Annotated in this window: 21 protein-coding genes; 9 read left to right on the top strand and 12 right to left on the bottom strand. The window is 64.4% G+C overall.

What is annotated here, in order from left to right; genetic code table 11:
* The first annotated feature begins 89 nt into the window (after positions 1–89).
* The 8 genes from C8C92_RS11550 (at position 90) to C8C92_RS11515 (ending at position 11,548) form a co-directional block, all read left to right on the top strand.
* Positions 90–1,376, top strand: coding sequence for an aminotransferase class I/II-fold pyridoxal phosphate-dependent enzyme (locus tag C8C92_RS11550; RefSeq protein ID WP_099759772.1), 1,287 nt, complete (start codon positions 90–92; stop codon positions 1,374–1,376).
* Positions 1,377–1,892: 516 nt separating this feature from the next.
* Positions 1,893–3,443 carry a glycerol-3-phosphate dehydrogenase gene (gene glpD, locus C8C92_RS11545; RefSeq protein ID WP_099764187.1) on the top strand — a complete coding sequence of 517 codons (1,551 nt, stop codon included), beginning with the start codon at positions 1,893–1,895 and terminating at the stop codon, positions 3,441–3,443.
* Positions 3,444–3,589: 146 nt separating this feature from the next.
* A complete protein-coding gene (gene glpK / locus C8C92_RS11540; protein ID WP_099764188.1) occupies positions 3,590–5,089 on the top strand; it encodes a glycerol kinase GlpK in 1,500 nt (499 codons plus the stop codon).
* A 42-nt stretch (positions 5,090–5,131) separates the two neighbouring features.
* Positions 5,132–5,839 (top strand): MIP/aquaporin family protein, encoded by a 708-nt coding sequence (locus tag C8C92_RS11535; protein ID WP_099759773.1) that lies wholly within the window; start codon positions 5,132–5,134, stop codon positions 5,837–5,839.
* A 108-nt stretch (positions 5,840–5,947) separates the two neighbouring features.
* Complete coding sequence (locus tag C8C92_RS11530; protein WP_116743967.1) at positions 5,948–6,529, top strand: DJ-1/PfpI family protein; 582 nt, start codon at positions 5,948–5,950, stop codon at positions 6,527–6,529.
* Positions 6,530–6,605: 76 nt separating this feature from the next.
* A complete protein-coding gene (locus C8C92_RS11525) occupies positions 6,606–7,508 on the top strand; it encodes a methylglyoxal synthase (RefSeq protein ID WP_099759775.1) in 903 nt (300 codons plus the stop codon).
* A gap of 112 nt (positions 7,509–7,620) precedes the next feature.
* The gene (locus C8C92_RS11520) at positions 7,621–10,434 is read left to right on the top strand and encodes an FAD-binding and (Fe-S)-binding domain-containing protein (RefSeq protein WP_116743965.1); all 2,814 of its coding nucleotides are present in this window, start codon (positions 7,621–7,623) and stop codon (positions 10,432–10,434) included.
* A gap of 97 nt (positions 10,435–10,531) precedes the next feature.
* On the top strand, positions 10,532–11,548 hold the full coding sequence (locus C8C92_RS11515) for a GyrI-like domain-containing protein (RefSeq protein ID WP_116743964.1): 1,017 nt from the start codon (positions 10,532–10,534) through the stop codon (positions 11,546–11,548).
* A gap of 30 nt (positions 11,549–11,578) precedes the next feature.
* Here the strand turns inward: C8C92_RS11515 and C8C92_RS11510 are convergent, their stop codons facing one another.
* The gene (locus tag C8C92_RS11510; protein ID WP_116743962.1) at positions 11,579–12,382 is read right to left on the bottom strand and encodes an SDR family oxidoreductase; all 804 of its coding nucleotides are present in this window, start codon (positions 12,380–12,382) and stop codon (positions 11,579–11,581) included.
* A 164-nt stretch (positions 12,383–12,546) separates the two neighbouring features.
* Here C8C92_RS11510 and C8C92_RS11505 point away from each other — a divergent pair, with 164 nt between their 5' ends.
* A complete protein-coding gene (locus tag C8C92_RS11505; protein WP_099759779.1) occupies positions 12,547–13,104 on the top strand; it encodes a TetR/AcrR family transcriptional regulator in 558 nt (185 codons plus the stop codon).
* A 78-nt stretch (positions 13,105–13,182) separates the two neighbouring features.
* On the opposite strand, the gene C8C92_RS11500 is transcribed toward C8C92_RS11505, so the two are convergent.
* From C8C92_RS11500 to C8C92_RS11450, 11 genes are all read right to left on the bottom strand, one after another.
* Positions 13,183–14,223 carry an AAA family ATPase gene (locus C8C92_RS11500; protein WP_116743960.1) on the bottom strand — a complete coding sequence of 347 codons (1,041 nt, stop codon included), beginning with the start codon at positions 14,221–14,223 and terminating at the stop codon, positions 13,183–13,185.
* Complete coding sequence (locus C8C92_RS11495) at positions 14,220–15,599, bottom strand: AMP-binding protein (RefSeq protein ID WP_116743958.1); 1,380 nt, start codon at positions 15,597–15,599, stop codon at positions 14,220–14,222. The genes C8C92_RS11500 and C8C92_RS11495 overlap by 4 nt, the downstream gene beginning before the upstream one ends.
* Positions 15,596–16,189 (bottom strand): hypothetical protein, encoded by a 594-nt coding sequence (locus C8C92_RS11490; protein ID WP_099764189.1) that lies wholly within the window; start codon positions 16,187–16,189, stop codon positions 15,596–15,598. Before C8C92_RS11490 ends, C8C92_RS11495 begins: the two co-directional genes overlap by 4 nt.
* An 87-nt stretch (positions 16,190–16,276) precedes the next feature.
* Positions 16,277–18,046 (bottom strand): VWA domain-containing protein, encoded by a 1,770-nt coding sequence (locus tag C8C92_RS11485; protein ID WP_116743956.1) that lies wholly within the window; start codon positions 18,044–18,046, stop codon positions 16,277–16,279.
* On the bottom strand, positions 18,043–19,014 hold the full coding sequence (locus C8C92_RS11480; RefSeq protein WP_116743954.1) for a hypothetical protein: 972 nt from the start codon (positions 19,012–19,014) through the stop codon (positions 18,043–18,045). Before C8C92_RS11480 ends, C8C92_RS11485 begins: the two co-directional genes overlap by 4 nt.
* Before the next feature lie 9 nt (positions 19,015–19,023).
* Entirely contained in the window at positions 19,024–19,497 is a 474-nt protein-coding gene (locus C8C92_RS11475) for a hypothetical protein (RefSeq protein WP_116743952.1), read from the bottom strand.
* Positions 19,494–21,074 carry an AAA family ATPase gene (locus C8C92_RS11470; RefSeq protein WP_116743950.1) on the bottom strand — a complete coding sequence of 527 codons (1,581 nt, stop codon included), beginning with the start codon at positions 21,072–21,074 and terminating at the stop codon, positions 19,494–19,496. The genes C8C92_RS11475 and C8C92_RS11470 overlap by 4 nt, the downstream gene beginning before the upstream one ends.
* Positions 21,075–21,122: 48 nt before the next feature.
* Complete coding sequence (locus tag C8C92_RS11465; protein ID WP_099759786.1) at positions 21,123–22,274, bottom strand: ABC transporter permease; 1,152 nt, start codon at positions 22,272–22,274, stop codon at positions 21,123–21,125.
* A complete protein-coding gene (locus C8C92_RS11460) occupies positions 22,271–23,452 on the bottom strand; it encodes an ABC transporter permease (protein WP_116743948.1) in 1,182 nt (393 codons plus the stop codon). The genes C8C92_RS11465 and C8C92_RS11460 overlap by 4 nt, the downstream gene beginning before the upstream one ends.
* Positions 23,453–23,458: 6 nt before the next feature.
* A complete protein-coding gene (locus tag C8C92_RS11455; protein WP_116743946.1) occupies positions 23,459–24,433 on the bottom strand; it encodes an HlyD family secretion protein in 975 nt (324 codons plus the stop codon).
* Between the two features lie 2 nt (positions 24,434–24,435).
* Positions 24,436–25,845 carry a TolC family protein gene (locus tag C8C92_RS11450; protein ID WP_243420177.1) on the bottom strand — a complete coding sequence of 470 codons (1,410 nt, stop codon included), beginning with the start codon at positions 25,843–25,845 and terminating at the stop codon, positions 24,436–24,438.
* Positions 25,846–25,853: the final 8 nt, after the last annotated feature.

The following is a 25,853-nucleotide window of genomic DNA, read 5'->3' as shown; positions in this document are numbered from 1 at the left end:
TATTCTATCAAGCGTAGCAACGGGCTAACGGGCGCATGGCACAATGGCTGCGGATTTGACCACCGCATACCATCGACACCGGAGACCACATGAGAATCGAAACCCTGGCCGTGCACGCCGGCTACACACCCGACCCGACCACCAAGGCCGCCGCCGTCCCCATCTACCAGACGGTGGCCTACGCCTTCGACAATGCCCAGCATGGCGCCGACCTCTTCGACCTCAAGGTAGCCGGCAATATCTACACGCGCATCATGAACCCGACGCAGGACGTGCTGGAAAAGCGCGTCGCGGCGCTGGAAGGCGGCGTGGCCGCGCTGGCCGTGGCGTCGGGCATGGCGGCCATCACCTACGCGATCCAGACCATCGCCGAAGCGGGCGACAATTTCATCTCCGCCAGCCAGCTGTATGGCGGCACCTACAACCTGTTTGCCCACACCCTGCCGCAGATCGGCATCGAAGTACGCTTCGCCGACGCGCGCCAGCCCGAGACCTTCGCCGCGCTGATCGACGCGCGCACCAAGGCCATCTTCTGCGAATCGATCGGCAACCCGCTGGGCAATGTCACCGATGTGGCCAAACTGGCCGAGATCGCGCATGCGCACGGCATCCCGCTGATCGTCGATAACACGGTACCGAGCCCCTATCTGTTCCGCCCCATCGAGCATGGCGCCGACATCGTCGTCCATTCGCTGACCAAATACCTGGGCGGTCATGGCACCACCGTGGGCGGCGCCATCGTCGACAGCGGCAAGTTCCCGTGGGCCGAGCACAAGGAGCGCTTCAAGCGCCTGAACGAGCCGGACGTGTCGTATCACGGCGTGGTCTACACGGAAGCGTTCGGCCCCGCCGCCTTCATCGGCCGCGCGCGCGTCGTCCCGCTGCGTAACATGGGCGCGGCCATTTCGCCCTTGAGCGCCTTCCAGCTGATCCAGGGCATCGAGACCCTGGCCTTGCGCATGGACCGCATCTGCGACAACACGCTGGCCCTGGCCAAACACCTGAAAAACCATCCGAAAGTCGCGTGGGTCAATTACGCGGGCCTGGAAGACCACCCGGACCACGCCCTGGTGAAAAAATACATGAACGGCCGCGCCTCGGGCATTTTATCGTTCGGCCTGAAACTGGCCGATGGCGAAGATCCGCGCGCAGCCGGCGCCCGCGTGCTCGACGCCCTGCAGCTGTTCACGCGCCTGGTCAATATCGGCGACGCCAAGTCGCTGGCCACCCACCCGGCGTCGACTACGCACCGCCAGCTCAATCCGGCGGAACTGGCCAAGGCGGGCGTGTCCGAAGACATGCTGCGCCTGTCGGTCGGCATCGAGCATATCGACGACTTGCGCGAAGACCTGGAGCAGGCGTTGAACGCCGCCTGAGTTCAGGCTGAAAGCCTGTCCCGGCATAGGCATGCAGACCGCGCCGGGACAGGTTGCTGCAAACCGTAAAGCGAAGCCGGCGTTCACGCAGAGCGCCAGCGACGCGTCTGTCATCGTCCCCATGGTGGCACTGGATCGCCCCCCGGTCCAGCCCGGAACCTCCTTCCCCCCCTCCCCGCATCCCCTGATATCACGCCTATGCCATGGCAAGTGGCGGGCAGCTGACGTATGCGCCGCTGTTCATGGTCGATATGCTCGTGTTGCGAAAACGAATCGAAACGAACAAAAAAGAAGAATTAGATGTTGTTAAATTTTCGAACGTGCGTAGAATAAACAAAAAAAGGCGCGTTATTCTTCACTTCAGCGCAGTTCTCTTCTTGTTCGCATGAACGCCCGGATGTGCCCACGGCAGTGGCAGGCAGGCGCATGGCAGCGACTGCGTGGCGCGATGAGAAACACCTGAAACCATGCACTTTTTATAGCCCATAGCGGCCTATCACCACCTTCAGGATCATGATGCAATCGACAATCAAGCAGCTAGCGCAACAGGACTGTGATCTTTTAATCGTCGGCGGCGGCATCAACGGCGTCGGTATCGCGCGCGATGCGGCCGGCCGCGGTTTGCGCGTCATCCTGTGCGAGCAGCACGATCTGGCCCAGCACACGTCCTCGGCCAGCACCAAACTGATACACGGCGGCCTGCGTTACCTTGAGTATTACGAATTCAAGCTGGTGCGCAAGGCCTTGCAGGAACGCGAATTGCTGTTGCGCACGGCACCGCACATCATGTGGCCGCTGCGCTTCGTCATGCCGCACGATGCCGGACAACGGCCGGCCTGGATGATCCGTGCCGGACTGTTCCTGTATGACCATCTGGCGCGACGCGCTTTCCTGCCGGCCTCGCAAGGCGTGTCGCTGCGCCGGCACGTGGCGGGCGGCCCGCTGAAAGGCGATTTCGGCAAGGGCTTCGTCTACTCCGACGGCTGGGTGGACGATGCGCGCCTTGTGGTGCTCAATGCGCTGGACGCCAGCGAACGCGGCGCCAACATCCTGACCCGCACCCGCTGCGCGGCGGTGCGCCAGGAAGGCCAGGGCTGGCATGCCACGCTGGAGAGCGAGCAGCATGGCCGCATCGAGGTGAAGGCGCGCGCCATCGTCAACGCCGCCGGCCCCTGGACCGCGCAATTCGCCAACGCCGCCTCGGGCGTGAGCAATACGCACGGCCTGCGGCTGGTCAAGGGCAGCCACATCATCGTGCCGCGCCTGTTCGACCATCCTTACGCGTATATTTTCCAGAACCAGGACAAACGCATCATCTTCGCCATTCCCTATCAGGACGAGTTCACCCTGATCGGCACCACCGACCTGGAATACACCGGCGCGCCCGGCAAGGTGACGATCAGCGACGGCGAAGTGAGCTACCTGTGCGAGGTGGCCAACCGTTACTTCACCAAACAGATTGCACCGAGCGACGTGGTCTGGACCTATTCCGGCGTGCGACCGCTGCTCGACGACAGCGCGCAAAACGCCTCGGCGGTGACGCGCGACTACCTGCTCGAATGCGACCCGAACACCGCCCCCTTCCTCAATATCTGGGGCGGCAAGATCACCACTTACCGGAAACTGTCGGAAGAGGCGCTGGCCATGCTGCAGCCGCGCCTGGGCGGCGATGCGCCGGACTGGACCGCCTCGGCACCCTTGCCGGGCGGCGACTTGCAGCAAGCGGGTGCGCTGGTTGAGAACATCGACTTCGAGCGCTTCGCACAACAACTGCACGCCCAGTACCCATGGCTGCCGGGCAAGCTGGCGCAACGTTATGCGCGCTGTTACGGCACCCGCGCCCGGCGCATGCTCGGCACGGCAAAGAATATGACGGATCTGGGCGAGGAACTGACGCCCGGCGTGTACGAACAGGAAGCGCGCTATCTGTTTGAGGTGGAATGGGCGCGCTGCGCCGAAGACATCCTTTGGCGCAGAACCAAATGCGGCTTGTATTGCCAGCCGCGGCATGTGGCGCGTCTGGAGGAATGGATCAAACAGATGTCGATGCCTGAGATGAGCGCTTGAAAAAACAAGCCTGAGAGCCAGGCAGGTTTGCCTGCCTGGGCCATCTCCTTGGACACGAGATGAAAGTTTTACCGAGTGACCGGCGCGGCAAAGACCGGCAAAAAAAATCAACTATAGACGGAGAAGAAGACATGCAGAAAATGGCGATGCAGGACCAATACATTCTTGCGCTCGATCAGGGAACGACAAGCTCACGCGCAGTATTGTTTGATCGGGCCGGCAACATCGTCTCGGTGGCACAAAAGGAATTTCCGCAAATATATCCGCAGCCGGGTTGGGTCGAACATGACCCGCAGGATATCTGGTCGACGCAGGCCGGCGTCGCCGCCGAAGCCGTCACGCACGCGGGACTGAATGGCGCATCGATCGCCGCCATCGGCATCACCAACCAGCGCGAAACGACCATCGTCTGGGACCGCGAGACGGGCCGCCCGGTGTACAACGCCATCGTCTGGCAAGACCGCCGCACGGCCGATTTCTGCGATGAACTGAAAGGCCGCGGCCTCGAAGCCATCGTGCGGGAAAAAACCGGCTTGCCGATCGATTCGTATTTCTCCGCCACCAAGATCCGCTGGATACTCGACAATGTTCCAGGGGCGCGCGAACGCGCCAACCAGGGCAAGCTCGCCTTCGGCACTGTCGACAGCTGGCTGGTCTGGAATCTCTCGCAGCAGGGATTGCACGTCACCGATGTCACCAACGCCTCGCGCACCATGCTGTTCAACATCCACACGCTGGAATGGGACGACGAGTTGCTGGCCATGATGGATATCCCGCGCAGCATGCTGCCGGAAGTGCATCCTTCTTCCGCCGTCTACGGCACCACCAAAACCACCTTGTTCGCCTCCGCCGTGCCGCTGGCCGGTATCGCCGGCGACCAGCACGCGGCGCTGTTCGGCCAGATGTGCACCAAGCCAGGCATGGTCAAGAATACCTACGGCACAGGTTGCTTCCTGGTGATGAACACGGGCGACAAACCGATCGAATCGAAGAACAATCTCGTCACCACGATCGCGTGGCAGATCGGCGAGCAAGTCAACTACGCGCTCGAAGGCAGCATTTTCATCGGCGGCGCGGTCGTGCAATGGCTGCGCGACGGGCTCGGCATCATCAAGAGCGCCTCTGAAATCGAGGAACTGGCACGCTCGGTGCCGCATGGCGACGGCGTCTATCTGGTGCCGGCCTTCGCCGGCCTGGGCGCACCGCATTGGAATCCGCGTGCCCGCGGCACGCTGTTCGGCGTGACGCGCGGCACCACGTCGGCCCACATCGCGCGCGCTGCGCTCGACAGCATCGCCTACCAGTCGCTGGACGTATTGAAGGCCATGGAAGCCGACTTGGGCGGCAAGATCACCGAATTGCGCGTCGACGGCGGCGCGGTGGCCAACGATTTGTTGATGCAATTCCAGTCGGACCTGCTCGGCGTGGACGTGGTGCGCCCGCAAATCACCGAAACGACGGCCCTGGGCGCGGCATATCTGGCCGGCCTGGCGGTCGGCTACTGGAAGGATGTCAGCGACATACAGGACCAATGGAAACTGGACCGCCGTTTCACGCCGGCGCTCGACGCGAACACAGTGAAGAGCCACATACAGGGATGGCAGCGTGCGGTCAACGCCAGCAAAGCCTGGGCCGATGCGGTCTGATCGACCACAAGCCCATCCCCACCACCTCACTGGAAGTTTCACATGCATCCTTTATTCGCCGAATTCATCGGTACCACCTTGCTCGTCCTGCTGGGCAATGGCGTAGTCGCCAACGTCATCTTGCAAAAAACCAAGGGCCACAACAGCGGCCTGATCGTGATCGCCATCGGCTGGGCGATGGCGGTCTTTGTCGCCGTGCTGTGCACCGCCACCGCCAGCGGCGGCCACCTCAATCCGGTGGTGACCGTGGCGCTGGCGGTGGTCGGGAAATTTCCCTGGGCAAATGTCCCCGCCTATGTCGCCATGCAGATGCTCGGCGGCATGATGGGAGCGTTTCTGGTCTGGGTCATCTACTACAAGCACTTCGAGGCCACCTCCGATGGCGACACCAAACTGGCGGTCTTTTGCACCGGCCCGGCGATCCGTGGCACCTTCGGCAGCCTCGCTTCCGAAATGATCGCCACCTTCGTTCTCGTGTTTGCCGTGTTGAACATGGCGGCGCCGAGCTTCGGACTGGGCGCCATGAGTGCCTTGCCGGTCGCCCTGCTGGTACTGGGCATCGGCGTGTCGCTCGGCGGCACCACCGGTTACGCGATGAGTCCGGCGCGCGACTTCGGTCCGCGCATCATGCACGCGATCCTGCCCATCCCGGGCAAGCGCGACAGCGATTGGCGCTATGCCTGGGTGCCGGTCGTCGGCCCGCTGCTGGGCGCCGTTCTGGCGGCACTGCTGTACAACTATAAATCTTAATTCCACTACTCCCCCGCGTCTGCCGTACAGGGCCGTCTTGCCATGCAGGACGGATGACGACGCACGGCCGACGCGGCGTGGAGCAGGCACTTTCACCAGGAGACACACATGGCAGCGAAAAAAATCTTGTTTTTGACCGGCGATTTTGCGGAAGATTATGAAATGATGGTGCCGTTCCAGGCATTGCAGATGGTCGGCCACACGGTGCATGCCGTCTGCCCGGGCAAGAAGAGCGGCGACAAGATCAAGACCGCGATTCACGACTTCGAGGGCGACCAGACCTATACCGAGAAGCCGGGGCATCTGTTTGTGCTCAATGCCAGCTTCGACGAAGTCGAGGTGGACAACTACGACGCCCTGATGATCACGGGCGGTCGCGCACCGGAATATCTGCGCCTGAACCCGCGCGTGATCGAGATCGTGCGCCAATTCGCGGCGGCCGGCAAACCGATCGCGGCCATCTGTCATGGCGCGCAAGTACTGGTCGCCGCCGATGTCATCCGCGGAAAGCGCATTGCGGCGTATCCCGCGTGTGCGCCGGAAGTGCGCCTGGCCGGTGGCGACTATGCGGACATTGCAGTGGACCAGGCAGTCACCGATGGCGCTTTCGTCACGGCGCCGGCATGGCCCGCGCATCCGCAATGGCTGGCGCAATTTCTCCAGCAACTGGGAACAGCCATCACGCTCTGATCCGTGACAAAGATTGGCCTCGCGCCCGTTCCGGACGCGAGGCCACCCGCAGCGCCGCCTTGAAAGCCGAACCATCATGCCCTTGCATTGTCCCCGCTACAGAATCGGTCTGGCTGCAAACCGGGCGCATCAGGATGCCGCCGACTCGGCCCTGGTGCGCTTGCTCCAGGGTGGGCAGGCGGCGATCGAAAACCACCTGCAGCCGCAACTCGTCGTCGTGGGCAGAACCCTCGATGCGATCCTGAGCCACGGTTTGCTGCCGCACTACCCGTCGATCGAGCGCTTTCCTTATGGCCGCGAAGGCGGCCTGATGATGCTCGTGTCGCGCGTCGTCGAGAGCGATCCGGCCAAGGCGCTGGACGCAGTGATTTACCTGATGGACCCGCTGGACCCGTCGTCCAATTTTCCCGAAGCGCTGGCCTTGAAACGTCAATGCGTCATTCATGGCAAACCATTCCTGTCGACCCTGGCCGGCGCCAGGGAGTGGCTCGAACTGGAAGCGGTGGCCGTTGGCGCAGCGCCCGATGCGACGCTCGATTCCACCTTTGACCTGGCCAATGAAAGCATCGCCCTGATTGCGCACGACGCGATGAAAGGCTGCATGCTGGCCTTGGCGGAGCGGCATTTCGCATTGCTGGACAGCTTCGCGATGCGCTGCGCCACGGGCACCACAGGCGGCTTGCTCAATCAGCTGGCGCAAAAGATCAAGGGAGAAGTGGCAGGCCGCAACTGGGTGCGACCTTTCCGCAGCGGTCCCCTGGGCGGCGATGCGCAAATTGCCGAACTGATCCTGAACCGCCAATGCCGCCGCGTGCTGTTTCTCGAAGACCCGCATGTGGCGCGCCAGCACGAGGCGGACATTCAACTGCTTGAACGCGCGGCGCGCACCGTCACCGACTATGCATCGTGCAGCAGCGATGTGAAAGGCGTGGAACGCTGGCTCAATTTGCTGGCCCTGCGCTGCAAGCGGGTGGCCTGAACGCCCTTGCGTGACGGAAGCGTTGGCATGTCAGCGATAACAATGAGCATGGCAAGGCCATGATGGTAGTGGCTTCTGTCTTGCCGAAGATAATCAACAGGAGTACGCCAGCATGAACCGATCGAACACCGCAGCAACCACCCCGAACCCGGCCTTGATCGCGGCGCTGCGCGCACGCTTGCCGGACGCGCGCGTCATCACCGATGAACTGCGCCGCCTGAGCTGGGGCAGCGACGCCAGTTTCTACCGCATGCTGCCCCAGGTGGTAGTGGTGGTGGACGACGAGGCCGACGTGGCGCATGTGCTGCAGGTGGCGCGCCAGCATCAGATGCACCTGACCTTCCGCGCCGCCGGCACCAGCCTGTCCGGGCAAGCCGTGACCGACGGCATCCTGGTGTTGCTGGGCGACGGCTTCGCGACCTATGCGCAGGACGACGGCGCGCTGAGCGTGCGACTGGGGCCGGGCATGATAGGCGCCGAAGTGAATCGCCGCCTGGCGCCGCTGGGCCGCAAGATCGGCCCCGATCCGGCCTCGATCGCCACCTGCAAGATCGGCGGCATCGCCGCCAACAATGCCTCGGGCATGTGCTGCGGCACCTCGCAAAACAGTTACCGCACCCTGCGCGCGATGCGCGTGATGCTGGCCGATGGCGCCCTCCTCGACAGCGCCGACCCGCTCAGCGTCGCCGCCTTTCAAGCCAGTCACGGCGCACTGCTGTCGACACTGGCGCAACTGGGCCGGGAAACGCGCGCAAACCTGGCGCTGGCGGCCCTGATCCGGCGCAAGTACAAGATCAAGAACACGACCGGATACAGCCTGAACGCACTGGTCGACTTTGACGATCCGATCGACATCCTGTGCCATCTGATGATAGGCTCGGAAGGCACGCTCGGTTTCATTTCCAGCATCACCTACGACACCGTGCCGGAACACCGGCACAAGGCCAGCGCGCTGGTTTTTTTCGCCGACATCGCCGGCGCCTGCGCCGCCGTGCTGGCGCTCAAGCCACTGGCCGTGTCGGCGGTGGAGTTGCTCGACCGCGCCGCGCTGCGCTCGGTCGAGAACAAGGCCGGTCTGCCGCCGATGCTGCGGCAACTGGACGCCGGCGCGGCCGCCCTGCTGATCGAAGTGCGCGGTGGCGACGAAGCGGCCCTGGAACGTGGCGTGGCGGCGGCACTCGCAGCGCTGCAAGCGTTTGACACGCTAGCACCGGCGCGCTTTTCGAGCGACCCGGCGCAATGCGACATCTACTGGAACGTACGCAAGGGCATCTTCCCCAGCGTCGGGGCGATGCGCGCGACAGGCACCACCGTCATCATCGAAGATGTCGCCTTCCCGCTCGATTCGCTGGCCGCCGCGACGCTCGATTTGCAAGCCTTGTTGCGCCAGTACGCATACCACGAGGCGGTCATTTTCGGCCATGCGCTCGAGGGCAATTTGCACTTCGTGTTCACGCAGGATTTCGGCCAGGCACAGGAAGTGCAGCGCTACCGCCGCCTGATGGAGGCACTGTGCGACCTGGTGGTGAACAAGTACCAGGGCTCGCTGAAGGCTGAACATGGCACCGGACGCAATATGGCGCCTTTCGTCGAGCTGGAATGGGGCCGCGAGGCGACCGCCCTGATGTACCGCATCAAGCAAAGCTTCGACCCCGCCGGTTTGCTCAATCCCGGCGTCATCCTCAACGACAATCCCACAGCCCATCTGGAGCATCTCAAGCCGCTGCCGACCGCATCGGCATTGGTCGACAAATGCATAGAGTGCGGCTTTTGCGAGCCGAAGTGTCCCTCGCATCAGCTCACACTGTCGCCGCGCCAGCGCATCATCGCCTGGCGCGAAATGTCGCGGCGTGAACTGGCCGGCGAGGCGCCCGGCAAACTGGCCGAGGACTACGTGTACATGGGACTGGGCACCTGCGCCGGTTGCAGCCTGTGCGCCAGCGCCTGCCCGGTCGGCATCGATACCGGCGCCCTGGTGCGCGATTTGCGCGGCCGCCGGCACAGCGGCGCGGCGCGCCGTATCGGGCGCTGGAGCGGCAACCATTTCGGCGCCGTCGCCCTGCTCGCGCGGCTGGGATTGCGGCTTGGGCATAGCGCCGCCAGTATCGTCGGCGAACGAACGCTGGCCACGGTATCGGGCGGCGCCTGGCGGCGCAGCATGCCGCGCGCGGCCGCCAAAGTGACGCAGCATGCTCCCGGCCCGGGCGAACCGGTGGTGTATTTCCCCAGTTGCGCCAGCCGCATCTTTGGACCGGATCAGGCCGGCGAAGCACCGCTGCCCGAGGTGATCCAGACATTGCTGCAGCGCGCCGGCTACGCGCCACGGCTACCGCGCGATGTCGAACAACTGTGCTGCGGCCAGATGTTGGCCAGCAAGGGCATGACGGAACAAGCCGATGCCAGCGCCAGGCGGCTGGAAGCGGCGCTGGCCGAAGCCTCCGAAAACGGACGCTATCGCATCGTCACCGATGCCAGCGCCTGCGCCCTGCGCCTGCAACAGCACATGGCCGGGCGCCTGAGCGTGTCCGATTTCCATGAATTTGCGCATGACGCCTTGTTGCCCAAGCTCAGCCTGGTCAAACAGGCTGGCCCGATTGCCTTGCATATCAATTGCTCGGTTCAGAAAAACGGTTCAGACCAGAAACTGCGGGCCGTGATGAGCGCCTGTGCCGAACAGATCGTGCAGCCGGCCAGCGTGGGCTGCTGCGGTTTCGGCGGCGACCTGGGCTTCGCGGCGCCTGAACTGAACCGCCACGCGCTGCGCAAGATCGAGGCGGAACTGCCCACCGGCTGCGCCTGCGGCGTATCGACCAACCGCACTTGCGAGATCGGACTCTCGTCCGAAACGGGCCGCCCGTATCGCTCGATCGCCTGGCTATTGGAGCTGTGCAGCCGACCAGCGGGTTATGTATCACTGCCGGCATAAATCGACGACTGGCGCAACGAGCTGGAACCGGCCTTGAATGCGGCATGAGGCCCTGTTGCAAACCGCACGGAGGGGACTTCATGCCATAATCGGCGGCATGTCTTCTCCTCCTATTCCCCCTGAGCAGCCGCTATCTTGCCAGTTCCGTGGCCAGTTCCGCGGCCAGTTCCGCGCCGAATATGCGCGGCGCATAAATGCCGTGCTCGATCATATCGACCGCCACCTCGACACGCCGCTGGACCTGGCGCAGCTGGCCGACGTCGCGCATTTTTCGCGCTTCCACTTTCACCGCGTGTTCGCTGCCTGGATGGGCGAAACGCTGGGCGACTATGCGCGCCGCCGGCGCCTGGAAACGGCCGCCTTGCGGCTGGCCTGCCGCGCCGACGAAGCGATACTGGACATTGCCCTGGCGACGGGCTTCGGTTCCGGCGAAGCGTTTGCGCGCGCCTTCAAACTGAAATTCGGCTGTACCCCGACGGCCTGGCGCGCCGGCATCGCCGCGAAAAACGCCGCCATGCTCACGGCCATGCGCCAGCGCCGGCAAGATAGCAATCCGGATCAGGCCATGCGCAATGCGGATCAGGAAAACGCACCGAACTTCCAGCACCATGGGCACTCCAATCCATTTTATAGAGAGCATCCCATGCAAGTTACCATCCTCGATCTGCCGCCCGCCAGCGTGGCATGCCAGCGCCATATCGGCCCTTACGGCCCCGCCATCAGCGCCTTCTGGCGCGACACCGTCGCACCGTGGATGCAGTCGCACGGCCTGGACGACGCCATTTGCTACGGCATCGGCCATGACGATCCCAGCATCACGCCGCCGGACAAATGCCGCTACGACGCCTGCGTCGCTTTGCCAGATGGCTTCCAGCCAGGCGGCCGGGCCAGCATCACCACCCTGCCCGGCGGGCGCTATGCGGTAACGCAGTTCAAGGGGCCGTCCAGCGCCATCGCCGAGACGTGGACGCGCATGACGCGCGAATGGCTGCCGGCCAGCGGCCTGCAGTGGGACGAGCGCCCCTGCTTCGAGCGCTTTTCCGCCGCCACGGCAATGGACCCGGCCACCGGCGAATTCTCTTGCGAGATCTGCATTCCCGTGCGGCCGCTGTAGCTTCGGCGCGCGGCGCTGGCCGCCCGCCGGTCAGCCAGTGAGGCCGTAGCGCGATGCCGGCTTGCCGTGCATCGCGCCTGCGAACAGCGCTAGGCGGGCCGCGTCGAAGCGCTCCCACAGCGCCTGGTCTTCGACGGAAGGCAAGGTCACCAGCTCGCCCTGGTCCAGGCCCGCCAGGGCCGCATCGACGCAGTCTTCCGCGCGCATGATGGTGGCCTGGTCCAGCTGCGCCAGCGGCACGCCGCTCAATTCCCAGATTTCCGTCGCCGTCGATGCGGGTAGCACCAGTTGCACCGTGATGCCCGTGCCGGCCAGTTCCTGCTGCAAGCCCCGCGTGAAATTCATCACATAGCCCTTGGTGGCGCTGTAGATCGTGCTGACCGGCAGGATGTGGAAGGACAACACGGAACCGATGTTGATGATGGTGCCACTGTTGCGCTGCTTGAATTGCGGCAGCACGGCATAGGTCAGCTGGGCCAGCGCCGTCACGTTGACCCCGTCCATCGCGGCGATGCCCTCGCGCGGCGAGTCCACCACGGCGCCCAGGGTCGAGACACCCGCATTATTCACCAGCATGGTGATGGCCGGGTTGCCGGCCAGTTCATCGGCCACGCGCTGCAGGTCGGCCGGCGCAGACAGATCGGCCGCCATGGCGCGCACGGCCACGCCATACTTTTCCGCCAGCGACTTGGCCAGCACGCCCAGGCGCTCGACCCGGCGCGCCACCAGGATCAGATCAAAGCCACGGCTGGCCAGGCGGTCCGCATACACGGCGCCCAGGCCAGACGATGCCCCAGTGACGAGGGCCGTTCCTTGGATATTGCTTGTACTCATGATGATTCCTTTAGGATTCTCAAATTGAAATGCAGGGACAGCAAGCATGATACTGATCATGCTTCGATGCGACATTAAACATGATGATCATCATGTTTAATGTCGCAAACATGACGTACGTCATGTATGATGTCAACAGAAATGTGCAATGAGCGGAGAACACCATGCGATACCCAGCGGCCGAGACGGCAGAAAAACACCAGCGTATCCTGCGGGAAGCGGCACGGCTATTCCGTGAGCAAGGCTTTGACGGCGTCAGCGTGGGACAGATCATGCAGGCGACGGGGCTGACGCATGGCCCCTTCTACAACCACTTCGCCTCGAAGGAAGCGCTGATGGCCGAAAGCACCCTGCACGGCTCGGAACACTCGCGCGCGGCGCTCGATGCGGCAACCCTCAGCCCGGAAACCATGCGCCAGTATGTGCGCGACTATGTAAGCGCGGCCCACCGCGATGCGCCGGGCAATGGCTGCCTGCTGGCGGCCCTGGCCGGCGACGCGCGCAAGCAGCCGGCCGTGCGTCCCGCCTTTACCTTCCACCTGAAATCCATCATCGGCAAGCTGGCGACGCATTTTCCGTGGCAGAAAAAGCGCAACCCACGCCAGGACGCGATCGTCATGCTGTCGACCATGGTGGGCGCCGTGGCGCTGGCGCGCGCCGTCGACGATGAAGCGTTTTCCGATGAGATCCTGAAAGCCGTGAACGCTGCTTTTACGACGTAGGTCGGATTAGCGGCGCAGCCGCGTAATCCGACAACATTGTTGACGTATGTGGTGATGTCGGATTACGGCCCTTCGGGCCTAATCCGACCTACGCGCGAGCCACTGCGCGACTTGCCCGACCCTGTCTGCGATCGTGCCGGACATATTGACATAGAAGATGCCCCGCCGCGCCAGCTCGACCTGGTACCACGCATGCTGGCGCGCGCGGAAATCGCCGTCACGGCGCGTGCCATCCTGGATGAAGGGAAAGTCGGGCGCGCACAGCAGCACCAGGTCGTAGCGATGTTCGGCCAGCTGCGCCAGTTCCTGCTCGGCCCTGCCGAACATCTCGACACAGTAAAAATAGGTGGTCAGGGGCGACGTGTCGCAAAACAGCCAGCGCTGCGCGGCCATGGCGGCTTGCGCTTCGCGGCGCAACTGTTCCCTGCCGATGTTCAGCAGATCGTCGTAGTGCAAAATGCCATCCTGGCTTTCCCACAGCTCGCGGCCATACTCGGCCACCCAGCCGGTATCGAAATGCGCTGCCAGCGCGGCGGCCAGGGTGGTCTTGCCGCTCGATTCGCCCCCCAGCACGCACACCCGCGTGACGAAGTCGGCGCGCACGACGGGCGACAGGAAGGCGCTGTGCGCCTGCGCGTCTTGCCTTACCCGCGTTCCGGACACGGGCACCAGCGTTCTCGCCTGATCCACGCTGACGTGCGCCACCGCCCCCATCGCGTAATGCCGTGCCAGCACCTGCGCAAAGCCGGGACCGTAGTCCTCGCTGCTGAACACCGCATCGACGGGTAGCGCCAGCACCGTCCAGCACAGCCAGCCCATGAAGTGGCGATGCGCATCGCCCTCGTCGTCGTTGTGCGGCAGCGGACGCGCAGGCACGCCGCGCGCCGCGCACAGGGTGGCCAGGCGAGCATCGTCGAGCACGACGATGTGCGCCTGCGGGAACTGCGCGTGCAGCCAGGTTTCCCGGCGCGCCGGCTCCAGGCCGGGAAATTCAGGCTTGGTGTAGCTGACCACCAGCAGTTCTTCGCAAGCGTCTTGCGCACGCTTGATCAACAGTTCGTGGCCCAGATGCAGCGGACAGAATTTGCCCACCACGAGGCCGCGTTTATAAAGGTTCATGCCACTGCTTCCCGCAAATCCGAGGTGTATTGAATGATCTTGTCTTCCGCCAGCAAAGTCTCGACCGTGATGGCGCCGAAAAAAGGCGCGAGCAAGGTGCGCGCCCGGTCAGCCTGCGGCATGGCGCCCGGCGCCAGGCGCAGCGAGACGCTGCCATCGCCATGCTGGTGCACGCCGAACAGGGCGATGGCCAGCGGCTTCAAGGCGTGCGTGATGTCGATATTGTTGATCCACTCGCCCTTGACCGTGCGATAGCGCAAGGGGCTGCGGCCCGCCAGGCCCACCAGCACGGGACCGTGCGGGCCATGCACCAGCGAGGCGTAATCGCCCGTGCGGTAGCGCAGCAGGGGCAGGCAAAAGTTAAAACCGCCCGTTACCGTGATTTCGCCGCGTGCGCCCTCCGGCACGGGCTGGCCCGCACTATCGAGGATTTCCACATACAAGCGGTGCAGCAGCAGTACGTGGCCACCCGCCTGCTCGTCGTAGACGGCCACCGGTCCCACTTCATTGAGCGAGTAGATGTCGAGCACGGGACAACCGAAACGCTGTTCCAGGCGCGCGCGCATGCCGGGCAACAGCATCATCGAGACTGACAGCAGCGCGGCCGGCTTGTGCGTCATGGGCAGGGATAACAGCTCGGCAAACGAGATGGGGTCGCCCGCGATCAGCTCGGGCGCCATGGCGTCCAGGTAGCGCGCGCGGTCTTCAGGTTGACGCCAGTCGTCCGGGTGCAGATTGATCTTCGCCAGGCCCGATTCGTCCATCGTGGGCGTGACGGAGACATAGGTGAAGCAGCGGCGCTGGTGCCCCAGCAGCATGACGCCCACCTGGCCCGCGCCATGGCGCAGGGTCACGCCGAAGCGGCGCAGCGCGCGCTTGTGGAAGGCCAGGTAGCGCCCCGCCACCAGCGGGTGCGAGGCGATCAGCAGCGGGTGGCCCGTGGTGCCCGTGGTCTGGAAATTGATCATGCGCGCCAGATCCGCCTCGTCGGGCACGAAGGCGGCGATATCGTGCGCCAGCTCGGCGCGGCTGATGGGCGCCACGTCCTGCAAACGCGCTGGCGGCGAACCGCAGGCGCGATAGTACGGCACCGTGGCATAAGTCGCCTTGAGAAAATCGGGCAGCCAGGATGGCGGCGCAGCCGCGCTCCAGGCGATCATCGCCTGCATGACTTCCTGCTCATAGGCGCGCAGCGCTTCAACCTCCCCGGCCAGCAGCTTGTTGCCGCTGCGGTTGCGGTACTGGGGCGCGCAAGGATGGCCGCGCAGTTTTTCCAGCATGCGCGCGCCCGCCAGCGTCAGGGTGGGACAGTAGTCGCGGTCCGATTCCCAGGCGCCGCCCGGCAGATTGACGTCAGGTTTGCCAGCGAGCGTCATTCGCGCGACCACTTGTCGGCCGATTCCTCGGCCGCCTTTTTCGCCAGCGCCTCGCGGATTTCGCGCGCGCGCTGCTCGGCCAGGCGGCTCGCTTCGAGCAGGCGGCGGCGCTCCGTGCCGCTGATGGCGGACAATCTGTCCGTGGCCTGCGCCACGCTTTCGTCGCGCGGCCGAAAGCCCAGGCGCGCCAGCACGATGCGCGCCAGTTCCTCGCGCCGCTCCGGGTCTTGCGTGAACTGGTGGGCCGGCGTGGCGGCTGCCAGTTCGCGCGCCGCCTCGCCCAGCACCTGCAGCAGATCCTGCTGCGGCAACTGCTGGCCGATGAACCAGTCGTCGGCCAACAGCCAGCACAAGATCATGGCCAGGGCCAGACGGTTGCGGTCCGCCTTCACTTGCGCGCCGATAAAACCCTGCAGGGACGCGGCCGGCGCACGTGCGCCATGCAGCAGCAAAATGTCGTTGACCAGCGCGGCAACCGCCACCGCCTGCGCGTTGGCGACGCCGGCGATGCGGGGTTCGGCGAGGAACTCGACGGGGGTGTCGGCCAGGCGGTGGGTCAGGGTTTCGAGCAATGGGCCAGGAGTATTCATCTTTTTGCTTTGAAATTCCAACCCCAAAATGCAACTGCCGGGGTCGGACCCTCAGGGTCCGACCCCAGGTTTAGACGTTGGGGTAATTTATACATAATGCCTGCGGCTGAACGCGCGCGCAAAGTCCAGCAAGTCCTCGTAGCGCTCGACGGCGTGGATATCCCAGCCCTGCTCGCGGCGTGCGCGCTTTAAATCGTCATAGGTTTGCTGCAGCCACTTGTTGGCCGCCGCGCCATCCCAGTCGCGCTCCAGGTTCAGGGCCATGGTGCCGCCCGCGCCGCCCTGGGCCAGCGCCTTGGCGGAAATATCCCAGCCGCTGTTGCCCAGTTCATCGTTGTCGAACATGGTGGTGATGCCATCGTCGGAAATCATCAAAATGTGCGCGGGCCGTTCGCGCTTGCCCGCATAGGTCTGGCGCAGGCGGTGGATGGGAAAGCACGTGCCGCCGCCAAAGAATTCCGTCAGCACGCCCAGGATCATGTCTTCATCGCGCACGAAACCGGGCGTTTGCATCACCTCGTTCTTGCCGCTCCACAGGGTCACTTGCACTTTCGCGCCGGCGCGCAAGGCGGACAAGGCGATGACGGCGCCGGCCAGGGTCAGGAACGAGGTGTGCGCCTGCGGATTCGGCATGGAGCCGGAACTATCCACATACATGTCCAGGTCGACGGGCACGGCGTCGATGGCGCGCGCCGGTTCGCGGCCATATACGCGGCGCACGGTGGTCACGCCCGGCACGGGGCGCGGCGACTGCATCACCGATTGCAGCCAGTCGATGTCTTCCAACGGGTCGCCGATTTCCCACGCTTCCAGCCCTTCCATCTGCGGCTCCTGCGACTCGGGCGCGGGGCGGCTGGGAAACGCCACCAGGTGCGGCAAGGCCCGCTCGCGGTAATAACGGATGGCGATTTCATGGTCGCTCAGGTCCACGCCCGAGGCCTTCAAAATGTCGCCCAGCTCGAACGGTTCGCGCAGTTGCCCGCCACCCGATCTGGCCGGTGCAGCCGCTTGCGGCTCCTCGCCATCGAGGCCCGAGATGCGTTTGTCGTGCACGGGATGGATGGCGCCGCCCTCCTCGTCATCCTCGATCTGCTGCGCGCCATACGTCTGGCAGCCCCTGGCCGCGTCGCGCGTGTCGAGCAGGTAGCGACTCGGGCTCAATGCATCCGTATCCTCGACCAGGTAAGGCAGCAGCAAGGTGGCGAAGCGGCCCGCCGCCAGCATCCAGTCGTTCGCGTAGACGCGGATCAGGCGCGCGCCCAGCCAGGCATCCGTATCGAGGCGCTCATCCACATTGGCGCCACCCAGCTCGCCCTTTTCCAGCTGCCACAGGTTTTCATAGATGCGCATGTACAGGGTCCATACGCCGCCGCTGGCCTTGTCCTTGGCGTCAGCTTGCGCCGTGCGCCCCTGCTGCAGCGTGCGGTAGATATCGGCCATGCGCAAATTCGCCTGGCGCTGCAAACGGTCGTTGATGAACAGGTCCGTGTACAGATTGGCCACCATGGGCGCGTGCTGCTCCAGCGTCGGCAAGGCGCGGCGCATGCGCGCCAGCAGGCGGAACTGGTCGCTGGCGCTGCCCGGCGCGAGGATGTGGTGGCCGATTTCATGCGCGAGGATTTCCAACGCATAGTCGTCCAGGCCCAGTTCCGTCACCAGCGGCAAATCCACCACCACGCTCTGGTCCAGCAGACGGATCATGGCGAAGCTGCCGGACAAGCCCTGCTTGCTGGCCTCGATACGGCTGGCGCACAGATTCGGGTCGCGCAGGCGCGTAAATTTGCTCCACACGGCCAGCGCTTCGGGCCAGGCGGCGCGCCAGGCGTCGATCAGGGTGGTGTCGGCGCTCGTCTTCATGCGAGCGGCAGCAGGCGGATCGCGTGCGTCCACGGCGACGTGATGGCCAGCGTATGCGCATTCGCGGCAAGCGCGATGTCGCCGGCCGGCAGGTCGAGCGCGATGCTGCGCGCGCCGAGATGCACGGTCGCGCCATCGAGGCGCACGGACGATGGCATGCCGGTATTGGCCTGCTCATACTCCTGCGCCGTGGCGCCATGCAGCACGGCGCCGTAGGCATCGGCCACCAGCAGATAATGGCGTTCGCCGCTGCGCACGATAAAACCGTCATCCGTGGCGCGCACTTGCGGCGGCGTGGCGAAGTCGCCGCCCAGGCCCGTAAAGGAACCGAACTCCCGACCGTCCGCATTGCCGCGCCAGGGATAGTCCAGCAACTGCGCACGCACCTGCGGCCATTGCGCACCGGGCTCGCCAAAGGCGGCCAGCGCCAGCGCGGGCGGCAAGGTGTCGGCGGCGGCCAGCGCGCCCTGGCGAAAATGCGCGACGCCGGCGCGCCAGGCCAGCACCTGGCCCACGGCGCGCAGCTGCGCCAGCGTGACGATCTGCGCTGCCAGGGCAGCCAGCTCGCCCTGCCACTGCGCGGGACGCGCACCGGCCACGGAGGCGATGTGGATGGCGGCATTACTGAGCATGCCCAGCACGTCGACGGGGGCCGTCGCCAGCAGCGGTGCAAACGATGGTGCAAGTTCGCGCCAGACGGTATTGACGAAAGGGTTTTTCGCGGCCGGACCGGCCAGGCCGTGGCCCACCAGCTCCAGGGCCATGTCGTAGGCGGCCAGGGTCGCGCTGCCCACCCGCTCAGGCGCAGCGGCGGCCACGGCCACCACCAGCGGATCGACTCCATCGTGCAAAAAGGCGCCAAAGGCGGCCATGTCGAGCGAGGGAAAGCGCCGGCGCGCTTCCACAGCACGCGCATTGAACTGGGCGCGGCCGCTGGCGAGTATCGAGGCAAAGGCAGGAGAAATCATCGCAGCCTGTCAGTCGCTGTGCGAAAAGTGCAGCAGATAGCGTTCATCCCCCAGTTCGAACGCGATCTCGTCCCAATGAATCGCATACCAGAAACCGGAGGGCGGCGTCATCGTCACTGCGTGCAGGGAAAATCCACCGAGCGCGCCGTCGAGCGACTCGATGAAGGCGGCCACCAGCTGCGCGCGCAAGCGCCCGGCCGGCGCCGCCTGCATGTGCCGCGACGAGAAAAACCAGCGCTGGCACAGCTGTTCCAGGTGCGCGCGCCCGCACGGCGCCGCATGGAGGCGCCACAGCGCGGCAGGCAAGTCGCGTGCCGGTACGATGACGTGCAAGGCGTAATGCTCGACGCGCAAGCCCAGCGCCGTGGCAAGGTCCGGCGCATCGGGCAGGCGCTGCAACTCGTAGCTCGCACACAGGTCGCTCGCTTCACTATTGAGTAGCGCCAGCGCTTCCAGGAAGCCTTGACAATGCAGCACACTCATTGCGAACGCAGCCAGTTGCGGTAATTCGTATAGCGCTGATGCAGGTATTTGAGCTTCAGCAAATCGTCGTACAGGGGGCCATACAGTTTTCTGCCCTTCGTGCGTTCGCCGATCAGCTTTTCGATGCGGTTCAGGCGCGCCAGGGTTTCGCGCTCGCTGACGCCATCGAGACCCAGGTCGAATTCGGCCGACAGCACGCCGACAGGATCGTCGCGGTCCAGGTCCAGGCGGTTGAATTCATCGTTGGACAAATCGAACAAACGGCGCAGCCAACCCAGTCTGTCGCTACGGTAGGCGGCGTTTTCCGGCAACGCGAAGAATGGCGCGTCCGGGTCCGGCTGCAGCTTGTTATGCAGGACGAAGGGCAGCACCTGGCGCAAGTCTTCCAGCTCCACTTCACCGTTACCGCGAAAATACGCCATGGCCTTGGCATAGATCATCAGCGCCATCAGGGTGCGCACTGAGATGCCATTCAAGGTCTGGCAGCCGAGATCCTTCAAACGGTCGCGCCCATTGTCGGCCGCCTGCGCGGCGCCCCGGTCGGCACCGGCCAGGCGGGCCGTATCCTTGGTCATGTATTCGAACTGGCCACCGGCCGTCTCGAACAGCTCGAACTGGCTGGCGAAAAATTCCAGGCGCCGGCGCACGGCGTCCGGTATGCCCACCTGGCGGATCGCTACGCCTATTTGATCGACCTCGCCTTCCGTGAAGATGATATCGGGCGGCACCAGCTCTTCGGGGCGCACGTTTTCTTCCACGCGCAGCAGCAGCTCATTCAAAAAGCGCGGGTTGAAGGCCAGCGCCTGCACTGTCACGTCGACCCGGTCGCGCAGCGCTTCGATCACCTGGTAGGTGCCGCCGCCCTGATCGTCGTTGGCCGTCAGATACCAGGCCGCTTCCGGACATTCGTAAATGTGGTTCAGCACTTCCGCGTAATTGTCGCCCATGACGGTCAGCAGCGCGCTTTGCGTGCGCGTGGGAATGCGGTTGTATTCATCGACGATTTTCACGCGCATGCCCAGCCAGGCACGCCAGGCGATGCGGATATCGTCCATGCTTTGCGCGTTGACCAGGTCCGCCGGCAGCGGATTGCCGAGCAAATCGGCCACCGTCATTTGCGGGTGACCATGCTGCATGGCGCGTTTCACCTCCTTGACGGTGGAACCGGCCAGCACGCCCATCAGCAGCGCGCTGGCCGTCTTGCCCCGCCCCGGCCCGCCGACGAACAGGCATTTGCGGCGCGTGGCGAACGTCAGCAGCGGCAGCAAGATGAAACTCGAATAGCTTTGCGCCGACGGCAGATTCAGGGTGCGGCGGCTGTCGCCCACGGAGTAGGTCTGCGACGGGCCATCGTTGTATTCGATATCGTAATGGGGGCTGATGATGGCGTGATTGACGATCCAGAAATACGCCTGGCGCAGCTTCTCATCGAAAGGCCGCGCTTGCGCCTCGCCTTCTGTTCCCAGCGCAATGGGGCCCTGGTACAGGTCCGCCACGTCGAACTGCCGCGCAACGGGGGCCACCTTGGGCTTGGTGGGGGCTTGAGAAAGACGCTGGAACAAGTTAAAGGCGGACATAATGTACAGGCAACGTGAGGGAAACGAAATTATTGCATATCGTTCCCACTACGCCTTGTTCAAATCAACAACCGTTTCTTCCAGCTTGCGCCAGCGCCACCAGCCCAGCGCCACGCACGCTAGAAGCAAGGCCAGCAAGCCTGCCACTTCATGGCGGATTTCATACAGCGAGGCGCCCATCTGGTTCAGTGCGACAAAGCCCTGGATGCCGGCCGTCGATGGCAGCAGCCAGCGCAGCCATTGCAGCACGACGGGCATGGACGACACGGGCCAGGTCAGGCCCGCCAGGAACAGCACCGGCATCGAGGTGGCGATCATCAGCTGCGTGCCCCGTTCGCGCGTGCGGAACAGCATGCCCAGCAGCATGCCGAAGGCCGCTTCCGCCAGCGAGAACAGCACAAGCAGCAAGAGCATGCCGCCAAAGTTGCCGCCACGGGGGTAATCCTGGAACCAGAAGACGAAACCGAAGAAATAGCAGCAGTTGAGAAATGCCACGCAGGCAAACGCCAGCAGCATGCCCGCATAGCCGCCAGCGGTGCGCTTGCCCGCCAGGGGAAAGCTCTTGCGCTGATACCAGGTGCCGAACAGCATGGTCATGCCGATCAGCAAGGTCTGCTGCACGATCAAGGTCGCCACGCCCGGCACGACATACGCGCCATAGCCTTCCTTGACGTTAAACAGGGGCACGGCGTCAAACGCAATGGGCGAACGCTGCTGGCTGGCCTGCACGCTGGACGGCGTGCCCGCGCCCAAACGCTTGAGCTCGATACCGGCCGACACGGTGCCCACCACTTCGGCCAGGCCGTTCAAGGCCACCTTGTTGAGCATCAAATACAAGCCATTGCCCGCCACTTGCGCATGGGCGGCGCGGCCGGCCAGCACGTCCGTCTGCAAGCCCTCGGGCAGGATCAAGACGCCCATGACCTCGTCGCGCCACAATAAATCCTGCGCGACCGGCAAGTCCGGCGTGACGGCCACGACTTGCAATGAAGGATGGGCCATGGCGAAGCGCGTCAGCTGGCGCGACATGGCGCTGCGGTCCTGGTCGACGACCGCCACGGGCACGCGCTGGACGATTTCCGTCGAGTACGGCAAGGGATAGAAGAAGGAATAGATGATGCCGCCGATGAACAGCAAGGTCAGCGCGCCCTTGTCCGTCAGCATGGCGCGCCAGGTGGCGAGGAAGGATTGCCACATCATGTGCGTCCCCAGGCGGCAGGCGTATTCGCGCGGCGCGCCAGCAGGAAGACGCCCACGGCGCCGCAGCCGACGGCAAAGCCAGCCAGTATCAGCATTTCCTGCACGCCATAGCGCCACGGTGCGCCGGCCAGCCAGTATTTCGTTTGTAGTTGCAGATAATGCGTGAGCGGCAAGGCTTCCGCCCAGGCGCGCGCCGGCGCCGGCATGGCCATCAAGGGAAAGGCCTGGCCCGCAAACGCGAAGGCCGGCGCCGTGATGAAGGCCGCGCCCGACAGGGCCAGGCGCAGCGACAGGGTGGCGGCGATCAGCAAGGTAGCCAGGCCACAGTAAGCAAGCACCAGCAGCAGCATACTCATCAGCAAGGCGGGCAAGCTGCCCGCCACGGCCCAGTCCCGCACCAGGCTGAAGAACAGCAAGTACAGCAGCGCCAGCGCGCAATAGGCGATGACGGGGAACAGCAGCTTGGCGCCGACGGCGCGCAGCCAGCTGCCATGGGCCGAGGCCAGCCATTGCGGCACCGTGCCGTCGCGCAACTCACGCCCGATGCTCGTGACGACGGCGACGACGATGAAAATCTGCAGCATGGCCGGCATCAGGGCCAGGGTCAAAAACGCTTCATAGCTGGTGTTTTCATTGTATAGACTGTTCAGTGTCGTGCGGATCGGTTCGAACTGGGCGGCCGCCTGCACACCCGACATGCCCTTTTTCACCCGTGCCGTCATCTCGATGCCGGCCGACAAGGTCGTGCTGACCGTGCGCACGTCGCGTAGCAAGGCGCCCGCGTGCGAGGAAAATTGCGCGTTGTACAGCCATTGCACGGTGGCTTGGCGGCCGCCCAGCAGCTTCTGTTCGAAATCGCCGGGAATGACCAGATAGCCAAACGCCGTGCGTTCGCGCAAGCGATGCAGGGCTTCGTCGCTGGACGCCACTTTCGCCGCCACGGCAATGCCAGGCGAGGCGTCGAGCCAGCGCGTCAACTGGCGCGACAAGGCAGAATTATCGTTATCGATGACGACGATAGGCAAGTCGCGCGCGATGCCGGCGGAAAACACCAGCCACAACATGCCGCACAGCACGACGGGAATCCAGCTGAGCATGCCGAAGTCCCAAAAGTCGCCGCGCAGCCGCCACCACTCGCGCGCCAGCGCCGCCGGCTGCTCTTTGTCAATCTCGCTCATCGGCTATCAGAGCGGTGGAAACACGACTGACATGCCCGGACGCAAGCCATCGACCTTGATGGCGGGACGCAAGCGGATTTCAAACGTGCGCAAGTCCGTGCCGCCCGGACGGGCCGCGCGCCACGTGGCAAAATCGGGCAGCACGGCCACCGAGCTGACCTTGAAGCTCACTTGCTGTTTCAGCGCCGGCACGTTGGCCGTATGCGTGCTGCCCATGCCAAACGCGGCCATTTCATCTTCGCGCACCTGCAGCACGGCCCAGGCGTCATCAAGGTTCACCAAAGTAATCACGGGGAAACCTTGCGGCGCCAGTTCGCCGGGCTGTATCTGGATCTTGCTGACCTGGCCCGCCACCGGCGCAGCGATCTTCGTTTCCGCCAGGGCGATCTGCGCTTCCGTCAGCACGGCGCCCACCTGGCGCGCCTGCGCGGCGGCGGCCGTCTTGTCTTCCGGGCGGGCGCCCTTTTGCGCCATGTCATATTGCGCGCGGGCCGCCTGCGCCAGCTGGTCGGCGGCGCGCGATTGCGCTTGCGCCTCGTCACGTTTCTGCTGGGCAATCACGCCTTGCTCGAACATATTGTTGACGCGCGTGTACGTGGTCTTGGCGATGGTGGCCCCCGTTTGCGCCCGTTCCCAGTTGGCTTTGGCGGCCGCGACTTCTTCCGGACGTGCGCCCGCTTGCGCCTTTTGCGCCACGGCATCGGCTGCCTGCGTGGCGGCCGTCGCTTGCGCGATCTTCGCGTCCACTTCCGGGCTCGTCAGCTGAAACAGCAGCTCACCTTTCGGCACCGTCTGGCCCAGCTTGACGTACAGCTCGCCCACCCTGCCCGGCACTTTCGACGAGACATTGACTTCCTGCGCATCCATCTGTCCCTGCAAAGGCAGGCGCTGCGGCTGGAACGCCTGGTACAAGCCCCAGCCGACGAACCCCAGGATAACGATGCCGGCGACGATGGCCAATGGTTTTTTGGAGGTACTCATTATTATTTGTCCACAGGTAATTGGATATCGGCCGCGGCGGCCAGGCTGCCCAGGCGTTGCGTCTCGCCCGTCGCTTCCAGCAATTGCGCCAGCCCCATCACATAGTGATAGGCGGTCTGCGCGCGCTGGGTCTCGACCTTGGCCAGGTTCAGGCGCGCATCGACCACTTCCAGCGACGTCACCTGCCCTTGCTGGAAAGCGACTGTTTGCAAGCGGATATTTTCGCGCGCCAGCTCCACCGACGAGGCCGTGGACAGATACTGGATACGGGCATTTTCCAGCGCGCGCCAGTTCTTTTCGATCAGGGTAGGAATGTCGCGCTCGGCCTGGCGCGCCACCACTTCCACCCTCTCCTGGTCGAGCTTGGCGGCGGCGATCATCTTGCCCGTATTGATGCGGTGCACGAGTGGCACGGACACGACCAGGCCGATGGCCCAGTTCGAGCGCACGAGCTTTTCGCTGCCGCGATTCAAATTGTAGTTACCGATGGCAAACACGGTGGGCGCGTATTCCTTGCCATGCAGCTTCAAGGCTTGCTCGGCCTGCACGCGCTTGCTGTCGATCTTTTTCCAGTTCGCATTTTCGCGCATGCCCGTGCTGATGAACGATTGCAAAGTGCCAACCGGCAAGCTGTTGACGAACAGCGGCGTGCTGGGCAGCACTTGCGAGTTGACGGCAAGCAAGCGGTCGAGCGCCACCTGCGCGATTTCCTCATCGCTGCGCGCCTGCGCTTCCTCGCTGCGGGCGCTGTCCAGGGCCACGTCGGCGCGCAGGCGTTCCGCGCGCGAAATCAGGCCGCCCTTTTCCAGCTTGGCCGCGTCGCGCTGGTGCTGCGTCACGCCGGCCGTCACTTCGGCCCGCACGGCCACCACCCGCTTGGCCAGCAACAATTGGAAATAGCGCTGCGCCACCAGGGTGGCCAGCTGTTCTTCCGCTTCTGTGTGCTCGGCCTGTGCGGCCAGGGTCCGGCTGGAAGCGAGGCCCTTGACGGCATCGAGGCGTCCGCCCGTGTAGATGGGCCACATGCCCAACAAACCGAACGAGGTCAGGTCCGTCACCACTTCACGGTTCAGGGAATTGGGAATGTGGGGCGTGGGCAAGCCGGGAATCGGCGGCAACACCGATTCGATGCCGCCCACCACGCCGGCCAGGCCGCTCGTATCGATACTCAAATCGGTCGACAAGCGGCCGCGAAACGCCGTCAAGTCCACCGACGGGCCATCGATATTCGACAAGGCTTCCGCCTTCAGTGTTTTTGCGCGCACGTCGAGCGCGGCGCCCTGCACGGCGCCCGAAGCCTTGGCCGCTTGCTGCAGCGCTTCGCTGAATGTCAGCGGTTCCGCCAGGGCGGGCATGGCCGCGCCCAGCGCGCCCGCCAGCAATAATGATATGTGTCCTTGCAATCTGCCCATGTAGCGTC

Source organism: Janthinobacterium sp. 78 (genome assembly GCF_003096775.1).
Classification (GTDB): Bacteria; Pseudomonadota; Gammaproteobacteria; order Burkholderiales; family Burkholderiaceae_D; genus Janthinobacterium; species Janthinobacterium tructae.
The sequence above is the reverse complement of the archived record's forward strand: the minus strand, read 5'-3'. Positions and strand labels throughout refer to the sequence as shown.